Raw genomic sequence first — 14774 nt, 5'->3', positions numbered from 1 at the left:
AAAATCATGAGCAAAGTTCTGATTATCGGCTGCGGCGGCGTGGCCTCCGTTGCCATCCACAAGTGCTGTCAGGTACCCGAGGTGTTCACCGAGATCTGCATCGCCAGCCGTACCAAGTCCAAGTGCGACAAGCTGGCTGCAGAGCTGGCCCCCAAAACCGCTACCAAGATCACCACCGCACAGGTGGATGCCGACAAGGTGGACGAGGTGATCGCCCTCATCAAGGCTTATCAGCCCGACCTCGTGATGAACATTGCCCTACCCTATCAGGACCTGACCATCATGGATGCCTGCCTTGCCTGCGGCGTAAATTACATGGACACTGCCAACTACGAGCCGGAGAACACCGACGACCCGGAGTGGCGTGCCATCTACGAGAAGCGCTGCAAGGAAGCAGGCTTCTCCGCCTACTTTGATTACAGCTGGCAGTGGGCCTACGCAAAGAAGTTTGAGGAAGCCGGCCTGACCGCCCTGCTGGGCAGCGGCTTCGACCCGGGCGTGACCCAGGCTTACTGCGCCTACGCCAAAAAGCACGAGTTCGACACCATTGACACCATCGACATTCTGGACTGCAACGGCGGCGACCATGGCTATGCCTTTGCCACCAACTTTAACCCGGAGATCAACCTGCGCGAGGTGTCTGCCCCCGGCAGCTACTGGGAGAACGGCCACTGGGTGGAGATCCCGGCTATGAGCATCAAGCGGGAATACAACTTCGATCAGGTGGGCGACAAGGATATGTACCTGCTGCACCACGAGGAGATCGAGTCCCTTGCCAAGAACATCCCGGAGGCAAAGCGCATCCGCTTCTTCATGACCTTTGGCCAGAGCTATCTCGACCACATGCGCTGTCTGGAGGATGTGGGCATGCTGTCTACCACCCCGGTCAACTTCAACGGGCAGGAGATCGTTCCCATCCAGTTCCTCAAGGCTCTGCTGCCGGACCCCGCCAGCCTTGGCCCCCGCACCAAGGGCAAGACCAACATCGGCTGCATCTTCACCGGCAAGAAGGACGGCAAGGAAAAGACCTACTATATTTATAATGTGTGCGACCATCAGGAGTGCTACAAGGAGGTCGGCTCTCAGGCCATCAGCTACACCACCGGCGTACCGGCCATGTGCGGCGCACTGATGCTGCTCACCGGCAAGTGGACCACCAAGGGCGTGCACACTGTGGAAGAGTTTGATCCGGACCCGTATCTGGACGCTCTGGACAAGTACGGCCTGCCCCGTTCCGAGAGCCACAGCCCGGCGCTGGTGGACTGATGCGGCTGGCCGATACCCGCCCGCCCTTTGCGGGCCTTGCAAACCTTTCTTGGGAAGCGCTTGCCTCTCTGCCCACCCCCTGCTACCTGCTGGACGAGGGGCAGCTGCGCCGCAACGGCGAACTTCTGCTGGGGGTGCAGCAGCGCACCGGCTGCAAAATTCTGCTGGCGCAGAAGGCTTTTTCCAACTTTAATGTTTACCCGGTGCTGGCTCCTTATCTGGCGGGCACCGAGGCCAGCGGCCTGTACGAGAGCCGCCTTGGCAAAGAAGAGCTGCCGGAAAAAGAGAACCATGTGTTCTGCGCGGCCTACCGGGCAGACGAGTTCGCGGAGCTGCTGCAGTACGCCGACCACATCGTGTTCAATTCGCCCAGCCAGCTGGCAAAGTTCGGCCCGTCAGCAAAGGCGGCGGGCAAGAGCGTGGGCCTGCGGCTGAACCCGGAGTGCTCCACGCAGGAAGGCCATGCAATTTACGACCCCTGCGCCCCGGGCAGCCGCCTTGGCACCACCCGCGCCCAGTGGGATGCCGCCGTGCAGGCAGACCCGGCCCTGCCCGAATTACTGGACGGACTGCACTTCCACACCCTGTGCGAGCAGGATGCCGATGCACTGGCCTTAACGCTGGCGGCGGTGGAAGCAAAGTTCGGGGATCTTCTGCCCCGGATGAAGTGGCTCAACTTTGGCGGCGGGCACCATATCACCCGCCCCGGCTACCGCCTTGCCACGCTGGAACAGTGCATTACCGAAACACAGAAAAAGTACGGCGTGCAGGTGTATCTGGAGCCGGGCGAAGCATGGGCGCTGAACGCCGGGTATCTTGTTACCACTGTGCTGGATACTTTGCAAAATGGCGAGACGAGCCTTGCCATTCTGGACATGTCTGCGGCCTGCCACACCCCGGATGTGATCGAGATGCCCTACCGCCCGCCGCTGCTGGATGCCGGGGATCCCGGCGAAAAGCCGTACCTCATCCGCCTTGGCGGCCCCACCTGCCTTGCCGGGGATGTGGTGGGCGACTACAGCTTTGCCTCCCCGCTCACCGAGGGGCAAAGGCTCATTTTCGGCGATATGGCCATCTACACCACCTGCAAGAACAACACCTTCAACGGGATGCCGCTGCCGCCCATCTGGGCAATGGACGAAAACGGCACCTGCCGGGAGCTGGTGAAGTTCGGTTACAGCGATTTCAAGATGCGGCTGGGACGTGCAGCGGATTAAAGTATGACCCTTACGGCAAATCTGTATTTAACCAAAAGACAGTCTGTATCAAAACCGCCCAAAATGCACGCCGTTCAAATACAGTTTCTTTTTATCATCTGACGAAAATTTAAAAATATTCATATTCAGCCTAGACAAGTTCCTTTTCATGTGCTAAAACAATGCTAAGAAACCCGCAACGATGCAGGATCTGAGGATCACTGCGCCGCTGCGGGTTTTTCTTGTTTTATCTGGGAAAGTGTTAAGAAATAATAGAGGAGGCAATTCTTATGAAAGCATTCATTTCTCGTCGTGATTTCCTGAAAGCGGCAGGCATCACCGCCGCAGCAGCAGCTTTGGCAGGCTGCTCTTCTTCTGGCGGTTCCGCAAGCGGCTCTTCTGCAGGCGGCAAGACCATTAAGATCGGCGTGTTTGAACCGGCTTCCGGTGATAACGGCGCAGGCGGCAAGCAGGAAGTGCTGGGTGTCGAGTATGCCAACAGCCTTGCTCCCACCGTGGAGATCGGCGGTGAGACCTATAACGTGGAGCTGGTGGAAGTGGATAACCAGTCCAGCACCGATAAGGCCGTGACTGCTGCACAGGAGCTGGTCTCCAAGAAAGTCTCCATCGTGCTGGGCAGCTACGGCTCCGGTGTTTCCATTGCAGCCGCTCCCACCTTCCAGTCCGCTTCCATCCCGGCCATTGGCTGCTCCTGCACCAACCCCGCCGTGACTGAGGCCAACCCCTACTACTTCCGTGTCTGCTTCCTTGACCCGTTCCAGGGCTCGGTCATGGCAAACTTTGCAAAGGATGAGTTCAGTGCTGCCAACGCCTACGTGCTGAGCATGCTGGGCGAGGACTACGGCTCCGGTCTGGCCACCTACTTCGTCAACGCTTTTGAGGATCTGGGCGGCACTGTTACCAGCGAGCAGTTCCCCGAGGGCACCTCGGACTTTTCCGCCTATATCCAGAACGCCATCAACGCCGGTGCAGATGTGATCTTTGCTCCCTGCGCCACCACCTACGCAGCCCAGATCATCACACAGGCTGCTTCTGCAGGCTTTGACAAACCCATTACCGCAGGCGACACATGGGAGTCCAGCGTTATTCTGGATGCCCAGAAGGGCACCAGCGTGCAGGTGTATTGCTCCACCTTCTTTGATGAGAACGATGATTCCGGCGCAGCCAAGGAGTTCGTGACCGGCTTTAAGGAGTGGCTGAACGCCGACAGCCAGAAGCTGACCAACAACGGCGGCAATGACATCGTGGCAGCTGTTTCTGCACTGGGCTACGACGGCTACATGGTGGCTCTGGAAGCCATCAAGGCAGCAGGCAGCACCGACGGCACCGCCATCCGCGATGCTCTGTACGGCGTAAACTATGACGGCGTGACCGGCAGCATCACCTTTGACCAGACCACCGGTGATGCCAACAAGGATATGGCTTACATCAAGAAAGCTGCCGACGGCGCATTTGAGTTCGTCAAGACTCAGAGCGTGGAAGGCTGAACAAAACTTTAAACTCCCTCAGTCAGCGAGGGAGCCTTTTTGTAGCCTTCCGGCAGGTTTGGCCCCCTCTGGGAGGGGGCTGTCACCGGAGGTGACTGGAGGAGTTTATTTTATTAAAAGTTGTAAGAAATGGAGGGTCCCCCTTATGGCTGCAAAGTTTCTGCCCTATTTGCTGGCAGGTATCTCGGTGGGCGGCCAGTATGCATTGATCGCCATTGGCTACACAATGGTGTACGGCATCCTGCGCCTGATCAACTTTGCCCACGGCGATATCTTTACCGTAGCCGGTTTTCTGATGGTGTACGCTACTGCTTCCCTTCCGCTGACCATTTCCATCCCGCTGGTGGTGGTGGCAACGGTACTGCTGGGTATCACAGTGGAAAAGATCGCCTACAAGCCCCTGCGCACTGCGCCGCGCATGTCGGTAATGATCTCCGCGATCGGCATGTCCTACCTTTTGCAGAACTCGATGTGGTATGTCACCGGCGGTCTGGCCAAGCAGTACCCTGCTCTGCCGTGGATCAGCGACACCGTCACGGTGCTGGGCTGCCAGACCAAGCGGGTGACGGTGGTAACGCCGTTCCTCGTCATTGTGCTGGTGGCAGCGCTTGTTACCCTGATCCAGAAGACCAAGATCGGCATGGCCATGCGCGCCGCTTCCCGCGATTTTGAGACCGCCCAGCTCATGGGCATCAAGATCAACAATATCATCTCCTTTACCTTTGCGGTGGGCAGCTTCCTTGCGGCCATCGGTTCCATGATGTATTTTTCCAACTACACGGCAGTCACCCCCACTGTGGGTGCCATGCCCGGCCTGAAAGCCTTTGTGGCTGCGGTGTTCGGCGGCATCGGCTCCATTCCCGGTGCGGTGATCGGCGGCTTCATCATCGGCATCTGCGAGAGCCTTATTAAAGGTGCAGGCGCTACCACCTTCAGTGATGCGTTCACCTTTGCACTGCTGATCGTGGTTCTGGCCGTCAAGCCTACCGGCCTGTTCAGTGAAAACCTGACCGAGAAAGTGTGATGACCATGAAACAAGAGAAAAAACGCATCTATCTCCGGGCCGCACTGGCGCTGGCCGCTCTGCTGGTGGTGCTGCTGGCACTGGATAACCTGAGCTTTGTGCCCTCCATGCTGCTCACCGTGCTGCGCAAGGGTGCCATCTATGCACTGGTGGCTGTCTCCATGAACCTGCTGAACGGCTTTACCGGCCTGTTCAGTCTGGGTCAGGCAGGCTTTATGCTGCTGGGTGCCTACACCTACGCCATCCTCACCATTCCCGCCGCTTCGCAGAAGTCCATCTATCAGCGCTATGCAAACGGCGGCATCGGCTTCTCCATCCCGGAACTGCTCTCCAAACCTCTGGGCGGCTTCGGCCTGCTGCTGGGTGTTGTGTTCTGCCTGATCCTGGCCGGTTTTATCGCAGCGCTGTTCGCCTTCCTCATCGGCCTGCCGGTGCTGAAGCTCAAGAGCGACTATCTTGCCATTGCTACACTGGGCTTTGCCGAGATCATCCGTGCCGCCGTGGTTTACGAGGGCTTTGGCCCGTTGACCAACGGTTCCAACCTTCTGTACGGCTTTACCAGCTTTGCCAGCTTCAACCTTTCGCTGGGCAGTGTAACTCTGCATCTGGAGACCGTGATGCCCTTCCTCTTCTCCGGCATCTGCATCGCCATCATTCTGCTGCTCATCAACTCCACCTATGGCCGTGCCTTCAAAGCCATCCGTGATGACGAGATCGCTGCCGAAGCCATGGGCATCAACCTTGCCAGCCACAAGCGCATGAGCTTTATCATCAGCAGCTTCTTTGCCGGTATCTCCGGCGCAATGCTTGCCATGTATCAGGCCAGCGTGCAGGCCACCACCTTCAAATCCAGCATGACCTACGAGATCCTGCTGATCGTGGTCATTGGCGGCATTGGCTCGGTGTCCGGTTCCATCATCGCATCCTTCCTGTTCATCGCCAGCTCCGAATGGCTGCTGCGCTTCCTCGACAACGAGACCTGGATCGTCGGCTTCCGTGTGCCGCTGCTGCGTTCCGGCTTCCGCATGGTGGTGTTCAGCATCATCATTATGGCGGTGATGCTGTTCTTCCGCAAGGGCATCATGGGCGACCGTGAATTGTTCCAGAAAAAGCCCGCATCCACTGCAAAAGCTGCCAAAAAGGAGGCGCGTTCCAAATGAGTGAAAACGTATTGACCATTGAAAACGCCACGATGCAGTTTGGCGGCGTGGTGGCTGTGGACAATCTGAACCTGAAGGTGGATAAAGATCAGATCGTCTCCCTCATCGGCCCCAACGGTGCCGGCAAGACCACCGCGTTCAACGTTGTCACCGGCGTGTATGCGCCCACCAACGGCGCGGTGTGGTTCGAGGGACGCAAGATCATTGAGAACACGCCCCACGGCAAGATGAAAAAGCTCTATAAGGGCCAGAACGCGGGCAGGTATTCCCACATGATCGTCCCCACGCCCGATAAGATCACCCAGATGGGTATTGCCCGCACCTTCCAGAATATCCGTCTATGGAAGAGCCAGACCGTGTTTGAGAACGTGCTCATCGCCAAGCACTGCCGTCGCTCGGCCAACCTGCTGAGCGCCACCTTCCGGCTGAACGCAGACGAGGAAAAGCGCCAGCGCGAGGAGTGCGAAAACCTGCTGCATGTGCTGGGACTTGAGGATGTGCGCAATGAACTGGCTACCGGCCTGCCCTACGGCCTGCAGCGTCGGGTGGAGATCGCGCGCGCGCTTGCCACCGAGCCGAAGCTGCTGCTGCTGGATGAGCCTGCTGCCGGTATGAACCCGCAGGAGACCGAAGAACTGACCGCCTTTATTGACCGCATCCGCACCGATTTCAGACTGACCGTGTTCATGATCGAGCACCACATGGATCTGGTGATGGATATTTCCGACCGGGTCTATGTGCTGGACTTTGGCCGCTTGATCGCCGAGGGTACGCCCGCCGAGGTGCAGAACGACCCGCGGGTGATCGACGCTTATCTGGGGGTGGACGAAGATGCTTGAGATCAAGGATTTACATGTTTCCTACGGCGGCATTCAGGCCTTGCGCGGTGTGTCGCTGAACGTGCCGGACAGCAAGATCGTTACCCTGATCGGTGCCAACGGCGCAGGCAAGTCCACCCTGATGCGCACCATTTCCGGCCTTGTAAAGGCACAGAGCGGCTCCATTTTGTGGAACGGGCAGGAACTGCTGGGCAAGCCCATCGACCAGATCGTTTCCAGCGGCATTGCCATGTCGCCGGAGGGCCGCCGGGTGTTTGCCGACCTGACTGTGCTGGAAAATCTGAAGATCGGCGCATACCTGCGCAAGGATAAGGCCGAAACCGAGAAAGACCTTGAGTGGGTGTACAGTCTGTTCCCCCGTCTGAAGGAGCGCAGCTGGCAGAGCGCCGGCACCCTTTCCGGCGGCGAGCAGCAGATGCTGGCCGTGGGCCGCGCCCTGATGAGCAAGCCGAAGCTGCTCATGCTGGACGAGCCAAGCCTCGGCCTTGCGCCCATCGTGGTACGGGAAATTTTTGATATCATCCGCACCGTGAACCAGCAGGGCATCACCGTGCTGCTGAACGAGCAGAACGCCAACATGGCCCTGAAGGTGGCCGATTACGCCTATGTGCTGGAGACCGGCACCCTGACCCTTTCCGGCACGGGTGCTGAATTGCTGACCAATGAACAGGTCAAGGCCGCATACCTCGGCAAAAAGCGCGCTGACCGCACCTGAAACTTTATAAGAACCGCTAACGGCAGAGAGGGGCTGTTGCAAAATAGCTCCCTGAAGAAATCATGCATAAAACCCGGAACCTTTTCGGGGCCAAAATGGTTCAAAAAGGGTTCCGGGTTTCTGATTTTGCGCTATTTCTTTGTGCAAATTGTTCAGTCCAAAGACAGTCATATTATAAACAGCGGAACAGGCTCATCATGCAAACAACGAAAAACAGGAAGTTCCCGCTGGGGAACTCCCTGTTGTACATATCGCTATCGTATATGGATTTTTCAGGGTGCGTTCTATTCGGGGGCGCACCCTGTTTTTTACTATGCTTCATCGTTTTCCACACGAAGCATCCGGTATCCGACACCAACATGGGTCTGGATCAGATGCGGCGCATTCGGGCATCGTTCCAGTTTTTTGCGCAGGGCTGCCATATAAACACGCAAGGAGGCAATATCATTTTCCTGCGTGCTTCCCCATATTTGCTGTGTGATGGATGTATGCGTCAGCACTTTGCCCACATTATGCGCCAGCACACACAGCAGTTTGTACTCGATGGGGGTCAGATGCAATTCATTCTCACCCAGCCAGACGCACCCGGCCGAGAAGTCGATCTTTAAAGGACCATTGACAAAAACCGGACTGTTTATGCCGTCAGAAGCCAGCAGATTCAATCGACGCTGCGTTACACGCAGTCTTGCCAGCAGCTCATCCACGGAAAACGGCTTTGTCAGATAATCGTCTGCGCCGTTGTCCAGTGCTTCGATCTTATCAGAATCTTCGCTCCGGGCACTCAGGACGATGATGGGCAGGTTCGACCATGTGCGGACGCTGCGGATGACCTCGATGCCGTCTATATCGGGCAGCCCAAGATCCAGCAGCATGATGTCCGGATTGTGGCTGGTGGCCATCATGATCGCCGTTTCCCCATTGGAAGCAGTCAGATATTTATAGCCGTGGGTCTTCAGGGTCGTTGTGATCAGACACCGTACAGGAACATCATCCTCTACGACCAGAATGGACGGCTTATTCATGAATGTTCACCTCACTTTGTGGCAATGCAAAGGAAAAGACACTGCCATTGGGAATGTTGTCACACAGGGTCAATGTTCCGCCGTGAGCCGTCAGGATCGCACGGCAGAGGGGCAAGCCCAAGCCAAGGCTGCGGTGGCTATCTGCAATACGGCTCTGCCCGGTATAAAACATCTCGAACACCTGTGCTTTTGCGCGATCCGGAATACCGGGGCCGTTATCTGCAACTTCCACTACGACCTGATGGTCTTTCCGGTAAGCCGAAATCCGAATGACCGAGCCCACAGGGGTATATTTGATGGCGTTATCCACCAGATTGACAACGACCTGCATGATCAGCCGTGCATCCACATTGACCAGGAGGATCTCGTCCCCATACTGTGTTGTGATGGTGTGTTCACAGCTTTTCCGGTTGACATGGTGCAGTGCTTCTTCGATCATTTCGTCCATCAGCTGCGGTGAGATCTGCAGATTCATCCGGCCATCTTCAATGCGGGTGATGGAAAGCAGATTTTCCACCAGACCGATCAGCCATTGTGCATCATCAAAAATATCGGTGCAGATCTTGTTCCGGGTCTCTGTATCCAGCGTTTCTCCGTTGGAAAGCAGATTGCTGGCATTGCCGGAAATGGAGGTCAGCGGGGTGCGCAGATCATGCGAGATCGTGCGCAGCAGATTTGCCCGCAACTGTTCATTCTGCGCCTGCATGGTAGCTCGTTCTTTTTCCAGCGCAATGCGACGGTTTTCCACTGCCAATGCGCATTCACCAAGGATCGACAGCAGGACGCTGTTTTCAAACGCATCCATGGAGCGTTCTGACAGGTCGATGCCGATAACACCAAACACACCGCTGCCTGTACGAATCGCAAGGTACAGTCCTTTTGCATCGGTACAGTAATCCGTTGATGCACCCGAACGCTTCTTATTTGCAAAGCACCACTCAGCGGCACTGCGTTCCGGCGCAGAATCAAAACTGAGTCGGCTGCTTTCTTCCACTGTGTTAAAAATTTGCCCCTGTCCAAGAGAACCATCCTGCTCTGGATACACGATCAGGTTCCGGTTTAGCAGTTTGGTAAGCTGCGCTGCCGTCAGGGATAAAATTTCGTCTTCGTTGGTCGCTTTCTGCAAAAGCTGGCTGGTATCAAACAGCACCTTCGTCCGAAACGCCGCCTGTGCAGACATTTTTGCCTGATCTTTCAACCGGGTCGTCAGCGTACAGGTGACGATGGCAGAAGTCAGCATCAGCACAAAGGTGATTTGATACCCCGGATCATAGGCATGGAATGTCAGTCTTGGCTCCGTCAGGAAGAAGTTATAGAGCGCAACGCTGGCAATCGAGCCCAAAACGCCGCAGGAATAGCCAGATGTTGTAAGAGCCGTGAGCAAAACACCCAACATGTAGAACATAATGATATTGTAGCGCGCAAAGTCCAGTTGCAGGAACAAAAAGCCGATCACCGTGATGCAGGCTAGAATCCCTGCCGTAATCAGCAGGTCACGGAACGATGGGACGATGGAACGGGCAAACAGCCTTCTGCCAGAGCCGTAATCCTGCTCCACTGCTGCATCCGGGATGATATAAATATCCAGATTGGGCGCAGTCAGCGTCAATTTTTCAGTCAGTGACGGTCCACTCCAGAAATGGCGGCGATGTACGCTGGAGCGCCCCAGTACGATTTTTGTAATGCCGGAGATCCGGGCAAACTCTGCGATCTGCTGTGGAATGTCATCGCCGTAGAGGGTCGTAATATCTGCGCCCGCCTGTTCCGCCATGTGGATATGCTGCTGCAAGCGCTGTTTGTCCTGCGCACTCATCCAGTCGGCATCCGGTGTTTTGACATACAACGCAGTAAAAGAGCCGCCGAATGCCTTTGCCATTGTTGCCGCCGTCCGCACGATTTTTGCATTGGAGGGAGAGGACGACAGACACGCCAGAATATGTTCTGTGGGTGGGTCGTTCTGATTCATAAAAATCACCTGCCTTGCCCACAGTATAGCACAATTTGACGGTCACGACCACCAGCCACGTCTTTTTCCTTCCTGTCGAAGGATCTCCTTCCGCATGTGATCCAACGCATCTGCTGCCCAAAAGCCACTCAACATGACTCCAAGAACCATCAGTAACAAAACGACATCCATATGATCCGTCCTATCCTTTTTAAAGCCGGAAACACTTCTGGATCGATGCGTATTTTCCCAAAACCAGCATACTTTCATCCCGGCACAGCTGCGTATCCGGCGTGATGTTCATATCAAGCTTTCCGTCTTTTTTCAGCGCAAGAATATTGATGTTATACTTTTTTCGGATATTGATCTCACCGATCGTGCGATCCGTCCATTCCGGCGGAATGGTCACTTCCATGATGGCGTGGTCGTCCTGCAGCTCGATATAATCCAGAATGTGTTCGGAGCTGTATCGGATCGCTGCCCACTTTGCCAGCTGCTTTTCCGGGTAGACCACTTCATCCGCACCGTTGCGCAGCAGAAACTTGGCTTGTACATCCCGCTCTGCACGCGAGACCACAAGCTTTGCACCCAGCTCCTTGAGCAGCGATGTTGTTTCCAACGAATTCTGAAAATTGCCGCCGATGGTTACGATACACACATCAAAATTGCCAACACCAAGGGAGCGCAGAAAGTATTCGCTGGTGCTGTCACCGATCTGTGCATTCGTCACATAGGAAAGCACGGCGTTCACACGGTCTTCGTTGCTGTCGACCGCCATGACCTGATGACCCAGCTCATTCAGTTCCTGCGCAATATGGCGGCCAAAACGGCCAAGCCCAATCAAAAGAATCGATTTCATACTTGTCTCCTTTATCCGATCGCGATTTTCTCCTGCGGCAGACGAGAGTGGGCAGGGCTGCTGCCAAATGCCGCATAGATCAACGTCAATCCACCAACACGTCCCAAAAACATCAGTGCGATCAGCACCCCCTGCGAAAGGACCCCCAACTGCGGCGTGATGCCCAATGTCAGACCTACCGTTGCCACAGCCGAAGCAGTCTCATACAGACAGACTGACATCGGCAGCTGCTCGGCCGCAGCAATGACAAAGGCTCCGAGGAAGAACAGCGTCAAATACATTCCTGCAATGGTGGCAGCATTCTTGACCGCAGAACCATCTATGCGCCGCCCGAAAAATTCGGCATCTTCTCTGCGGCGGAATGTCGCCCACATATTGGCCAGCAGAACGGCGAATGTTGTGGTTTTCATGCCGCCTGCCGTGGAGCCGGGCGAACCGCCCAACAGCATCAGAACCACCATCAATGCCTGTGAAGTGCTGCCCATCGCAGCAAGATCAGCAGTGTTAAAACCGGCAGTACGGGGGGTAACGGATTGAAACATCGACAATAAAATGCGCTGCCGGGCAGAGCCTGCCGTGAACTCGAAGCAATAAAAGTACAGCGTCGGCAATACCAGAAGAAATGCCGTTGTGACAAGGATCACCTTGCTCTGCATCCGGTAACGGCGAAAATCAAGGCGATATGTACAAATGTCCTCCCATGTCAGAAAGCCAAGGCCGCCAAAGACGATCAGTGCAGCAATCACTGTGGTAAGCAATGGGTCACCTGCATACCGTGTCAGCGAAACAAATTTTGCACCCTCTGTTCCCAGCAGGTCAAAACCGGCATTGCAGAATGCCGAAATGGAATGAAACAGTGCATACCAGATCCCGCGCAACCCATAATCGGCGCAAAATGTCGGCAGCAGCAGTGCAGCACCGGCCAATTCAAACAGGGCGGTGATCCGCAGAATAAAGCCAGTCAGCCGCACGATGCCGCCCATCTGTGGGGCAGCAGTAGCTTCCTGCATCGTGCTGCGCTGCTTGAGGGAGATCTTTCGCCCGGAAAGCAGTGCAAAGGCAGCGCCCACCGTAATGACACCCAATCCTCCGATCTGGATCAGAAGAAGAATCACGCTTTGCCCAAAAGCCGACCAGTAGCTGCCGGTATCCTGAACCACAAGTCCGGTCACACAAAGGGCGGAGGTGGAGGTAAACAGTGCCTCATGGAACGGTGTGACGCACCGCTGCTGTGCAGCGATCGGGAGCATCAGAAGCAATGCGCCCACCAGATCGACTGCCGCAAAACCTGCAATAATGACCTGAAAAGAAGAAAAACGGTGCCGCTTGTAACGAAGATATTGAATCATAAAAGCTCCTTTACCTATCCGTGTGCATAAAGATTAGCATGGAATAGATAAAAGAGCCGTAAAGAAAATTGTAGAAATATAAAGATTCCATTAAAATTGATCGATCAACACCAAATAATAAATGCTGGACATCACCAGCTCAAAAAAGCGGTAATGTCCAGCATTCATTCAGATTTCTAGCCCGTGGCTCCCGGCCGCATTCTTCAAGTATTCCTCCGGGTCGCCATTCAGAATCAAATCCGCGTAGCCCAGCGGGTCATTGTAGATGAGATAGTCCAGTTCAGACCGCTGTGCGCCGCCGCCCTGTTCAAGTCCTCTTATCCGCTGTTGCAGCTAAAGGGAACCGGTCATGTAAAACAAAAAAGACAGCTATCAAAAGCTGTCTTTTTTGTGGTGCAGTTACGCAATCAAAATCCGAACCATTTCCCTTTGCTTTGGATTCCTCTACTTTTTCAAAAGGAATGGTCTGTGTACCCTCTTTATAGTTAAAGGTAATCAAAACCTTATCGTCATACAGGTAAATCGAATTGATGAATGTATCCACCAATGCCTGCCGCTGATCTTTCTGGTTCATGTTGAGCTTACGAAACCGCAGCAGCCAGAAGCGGATGAAATCTTCCGTGACCTTGGGTTTTGCCAGCTTTTCTTCCGCAATGCGGGCTTCAAGCTCACGCTTGGTTTCTTCGAGCTGTTCCAACCGCTCCTTGGTGGAACTGGTCAGGATACCGGCCTGAATCGCATTGAGCATATTCTGGATACCAGATTCCGCATCTCGAAGCTGTTTCTCATAGAGGGGAATGTTGGTGTTCTCCTTGTTTTGCAGCTCCATGACCTTGGCGATGATGGATTCCATAGCGGCATCGTCTTTCACAAGCTGCATGGTCTGGTTGACCACCAGATCTTCCAGCCACTGTTTACGGACGGTCTTTTTCTTGCAGCCCTTATGCTTCTTGGCAGTGGCACACTTATAATAGCGGTGGACTTCTCCCGTCCGGCTCGTGCCGCTTTCTCCAAACATCAGTGCCCCGCAGTAGCCGCAGAACAGCTTGGTGGTGAGCAGATAGTCGTCCTCTGCCTTTCTACGGGCAGGGGCTTTCTTATTTTTAGCGATCTTCTCCTGCACATCCTCAAACAGTTCCAGCGGAATGATGGGCGGGATAGCATCCGGTACGACCACATCCCGGAATTTCAGTTCCCCGATGTACCGCCGGTTTTTGAGCATATGTTCGACACTGTTATAAGTGAACGCACCGCCCACCGGGTTCTTGATGCCGTTTTCGTTCAGCCAGTCCCGGATCTCCTTCATGGTGGAGCCTTCATTGTACTTTTTGAACGATTCCAGCACAAAAGGCGAGGTGAGAGGGTCAATGTGGAACTTCCGCTCCGAATCCAGCGTGTAGCCAAAGGTTCCACGACCACCGTTGCAGCGGCCTTTCAGAATGTTCTCGGTCTGTCCACGGACAACCTTTTCGGCAAGGTCAGCGGAATAATACTCGGCATAGCCTTCCAGAACCGATTCCAGAATGATGCCCTCCGGCCCCTCGGAGATGATCTCGGTAGCAGACATGAGCTTGACACCGTTTTTCTTCAGTTGGGTCTTGTACCGGGCACTGTCGTAGCGATTCCGGGCAAAGCGGTCAAGTTTCCAGACCAGCACGATGTCAAACAGCTTTTTGTCGCTGTCCTTGATCATCTGCTGGAACTCCGGGCGGTTGTCCGTCTTGGCAGAGATAGCACGGTCGATATAGTGCTTGACGATGGTGATGCCATTCTTTTCGGCATAGGCCGTGCATTCCCGAATCTGACCTTCAATGGATTCTTCACGCTGGTTGTCGCTGGAATAGCGGGCGTATATCACGGCAGTCATGGCAGGCACCTCACTTTACACATC

General features: G+C 55.0%; 12 protein-coding genes and 1 pseudogene. 7 read left to right on the top strand and 6 right to left on the bottom strand.

The features are described 5' to 3' along the window. Window positions 1-6 precede the first annotated feature (6 nt). The 7 genes from DWV57_RS07935 (at window position 7) to DWV57_RS07905 (ending at window position 7708) form a co-directional block, all read left to right on the top strand. Window positions 7-1266, top strand: coding sequence for a saccharopine dehydrogenase family protein (locus DWV57_RS07935; protein WP_005943308.1), 1260 nt, complete (start codon window positions 7-9; stop codon window positions 1264-1266). After that, window positions 1266-2483 (top strand): carboxynorspermidine decarboxylase, encoded by a 1218-nt coding sequence (locus tag DWV57_RS07930; protein ID WP_120020462.1) that lies wholly within the window; start codon window positions 1266-1268, stop codon window positions 2481-2483. Before DWV57_RS07935 ends, DWV57_RS07930 begins: the two co-directional genes overlap by 1 nt. 269 nt (window positions 2484-2752) lie before the next feature. Continuing rightward, the gene (locus DWV57_RS07925; protein WP_120020461.1) at window positions 2753-3970 is read left to right on the top strand and encodes an ABC transporter substrate-binding protein; all 1218 of its coding nucleotides are present in this window, start codon (window positions 2753-2755) and stop codon (window positions 3968-3970) included. A 145-nt stretch (window positions 3971-4115) separates the two neighbouring features. After that, window positions 4116-4994, top strand: coding sequence for a branched-chain amino acid ABC transporter permease (locus DWV57_RS07920; protein ID WP_120020460.1), 879 nt, complete (start codon window positions 4116-4118; stop codon window positions 4992-4994). Window positions 4995-4999: 5 nt separating this feature from the next. Next, window positions 5000-6154 carry a branched-chain amino acid ABC transporter permease gene (locus DWV57_RS07915; RefSeq protein ID WP_243112324.1) on the top strand — a complete coding sequence of 385 codons (1155 nt, stop codon included), beginning with the start codon at window positions 5000-5002 and terminating at the stop codon, window positions 6152-6154. Beyond that, window positions 6151-6993: an ABC transporter ATP-binding protein gene (locus DWV57_RS07910; protein ID WP_118526885.1), complete on the top strand. Its 843-nt coding sequence runs from the start codon at window positions 6151-6153 to the stop codon at window positions 6991-6993. The genes DWV57_RS07915 and DWV57_RS07910 overlap by 4 nt, the downstream gene beginning before the upstream one ends. Beyond that, on the top strand, window positions 6986-7708 hold the full coding sequence (locus DWV57_RS07905) for an ABC transporter ATP-binding protein (RefSeq protein ID WP_120020458.1): 723 nt from the start codon (window positions 6986-6988) through the stop codon (window positions 7706-7708). Before DWV57_RS07910 ends, DWV57_RS07905 begins: the two co-directional genes overlap by 8 nt. Before the next feature lie 311 nt (window positions 7709-8019). Here the strand turns inward: DWV57_RS07905 and DWV57_RS07900 are convergent, their stop codons facing one another. From DWV57_RS07900 to DWV57_RS07880, 6 genes and pseudogenes are all read right to left on the bottom strand, one after another. After that, window positions 8020-8730: a response regulator transcription factor gene (locus DWV57_RS07900; RefSeq protein WP_118526881.1), complete on the bottom strand. Its 711-nt coding sequence runs from the start codon at window positions 8728-8730 to the stop codon at window positions 8020-8022. Continuing rightward, window positions 8723-10606 carry a DUF4118 domain-containing protein gene (locus DWV57_RS07895; protein WP_118526879.1) on the bottom strand — a complete coding sequence of 628 codons (1884 nt, stop codon included), beginning with the start codon at window positions 10604-10606 and terminating at the stop codon, window positions 8723-8725. Before DWV57_RS07895 ends, DWV57_RS07900 begins: the two co-directional genes overlap by 8 nt. Window positions 10607-10886: 280 nt before the next feature. Beyond that, the gene (locus DWV57_RS07890; RefSeq protein ID WP_120020457.1) at window positions 10887-11534 is read right to left on the bottom strand and encodes a TrkA family potassium uptake protein; all 648 of its coding nucleotides are present in this window, start codon (window positions 11532-11534) and stop codon (window positions 10887-10889) included. Between the two features lie 11 nt (window positions 11535-11545). Continuing rightward, window positions 11546-12883 (bottom strand): potassium transporter TrkG, encoded by a 1338-nt coding sequence (locus DWV57_RS07885; RefSeq protein WP_120020456.1) that lies wholly within the window; start codon window positions 12881-12883, stop codon window positions 11546-11548. Between the two features lie 168 nt (window positions 12884-13051). Beyond that, window positions 13052-13177, bottom strand: a pseudogene (locus DWV57_RS14790) (DUF6061 family protein); the annotation flags it as partial. 13 nt (window positions 13178-13190) lie between these two features. Then, a complete protein-coding gene (locus DWV57_RS07880) occupies window positions 13191-14750 on the bottom strand; it encodes a recombinase family protein (protein WP_243112323.1) in 1560 nt (519 codons plus the stop codon). Between the last annotated feature and the right edge of the window lie 24 nt (window positions 14751-14774).

This window comes from Faecalibacterium sp. AF10-46 (assembly GCF_003604105.1).
Taxonomy (GTDB): domain Bacteria; phylum Bacillota; class Clostridia; order Oscillospirales; family Ruminococcaceae; genus Faecalibacterium; species Faecalibacterium taiwanense.
This window is presented reverse-complemented; position numbering and strand designations above follow the sequence as displayed.

Coding starts and splice junctions, on each gene's coding strand:
- DWV57_RS07935 (WP_005943308.1), top strand. CDS start 7: ATGAGCAAAGTTCTGATTATCGGCTGCGGCGGCGTGGCCTCCGTTGCC.
- DWV57_RS07930 (WP_120020462.1), top strand. CDS start 1,266: ATGCGGCTGGCCGATACCCGCCCGCCCTTTGCGGGCCTTGCAAACCTT.
- DWV57_RS07925 (WP_120020461.1), top strand. CDS start 2,753: ATGAAAGCATTCATTTCTCGTCGTGATTTCCTGAAAGCGGCAGGCATC.
- DWV57_RS07920 (WP_120020460.1), top strand. CDS start 4,116: ATGGCTGCAAAGTTTCTGCCCTATTTGCTGGCAGGTATCTCGGTGGGC.
- DWV57_RS07915 (WP_243112324.1), top strand. CDS start 5,000: ATGAAACAAGAGAAAAAACGCATCTATCTCCGGGCCGCACTGGCGCTG.
- DWV57_RS07910 (WP_118526885.1), top strand. CDS start 6,151: ATGAGTGAAAACGTATTGACCATTGAAAACGCCACGATGCAGTTTGGC.
- DWV57_RS07905 (WP_120020458.1), top strand. CDS start 6,986: ATGCTTGAGATCAAGGATTTACATGTTTCCTACGGCGGCATTCAGGCC.
- DWV57_RS07900 (WP_118526881.1), bottom strand. CDS start 8,730: ATGAATAAGCCGTCCATTCTGGTCGTAGAGGATGATGTTCCTGTACGG.
- DWV57_RS07895 (WP_118526879.1), bottom strand. CDS start 10,606: ATGGCAAAGGCATTCGGCGGCTCTTTTACTGCGTTGTATGTCAAAACA.
- DWV57_RS07890 (WP_120020457.1), bottom strand. CDS start 11,534: ATGAAATCGATTCTTTTGATTGGGCTTGGCCGTTTTGGCCGCCATATT.
- DWV57_RS07885 (WP_120020456.1), bottom strand. CDS start 12,883: ATGATTCAATATCTTCGTTACAAGCGGCACCGTTTTTCTTCTTTTCAG.
- DWV57_RS07880 (WP_243112323.1), bottom strand. CDS start 14,750: ATGACTGCCGTGATATACGCCCGCTATTCCAGCGACAACCAGCGTGAA.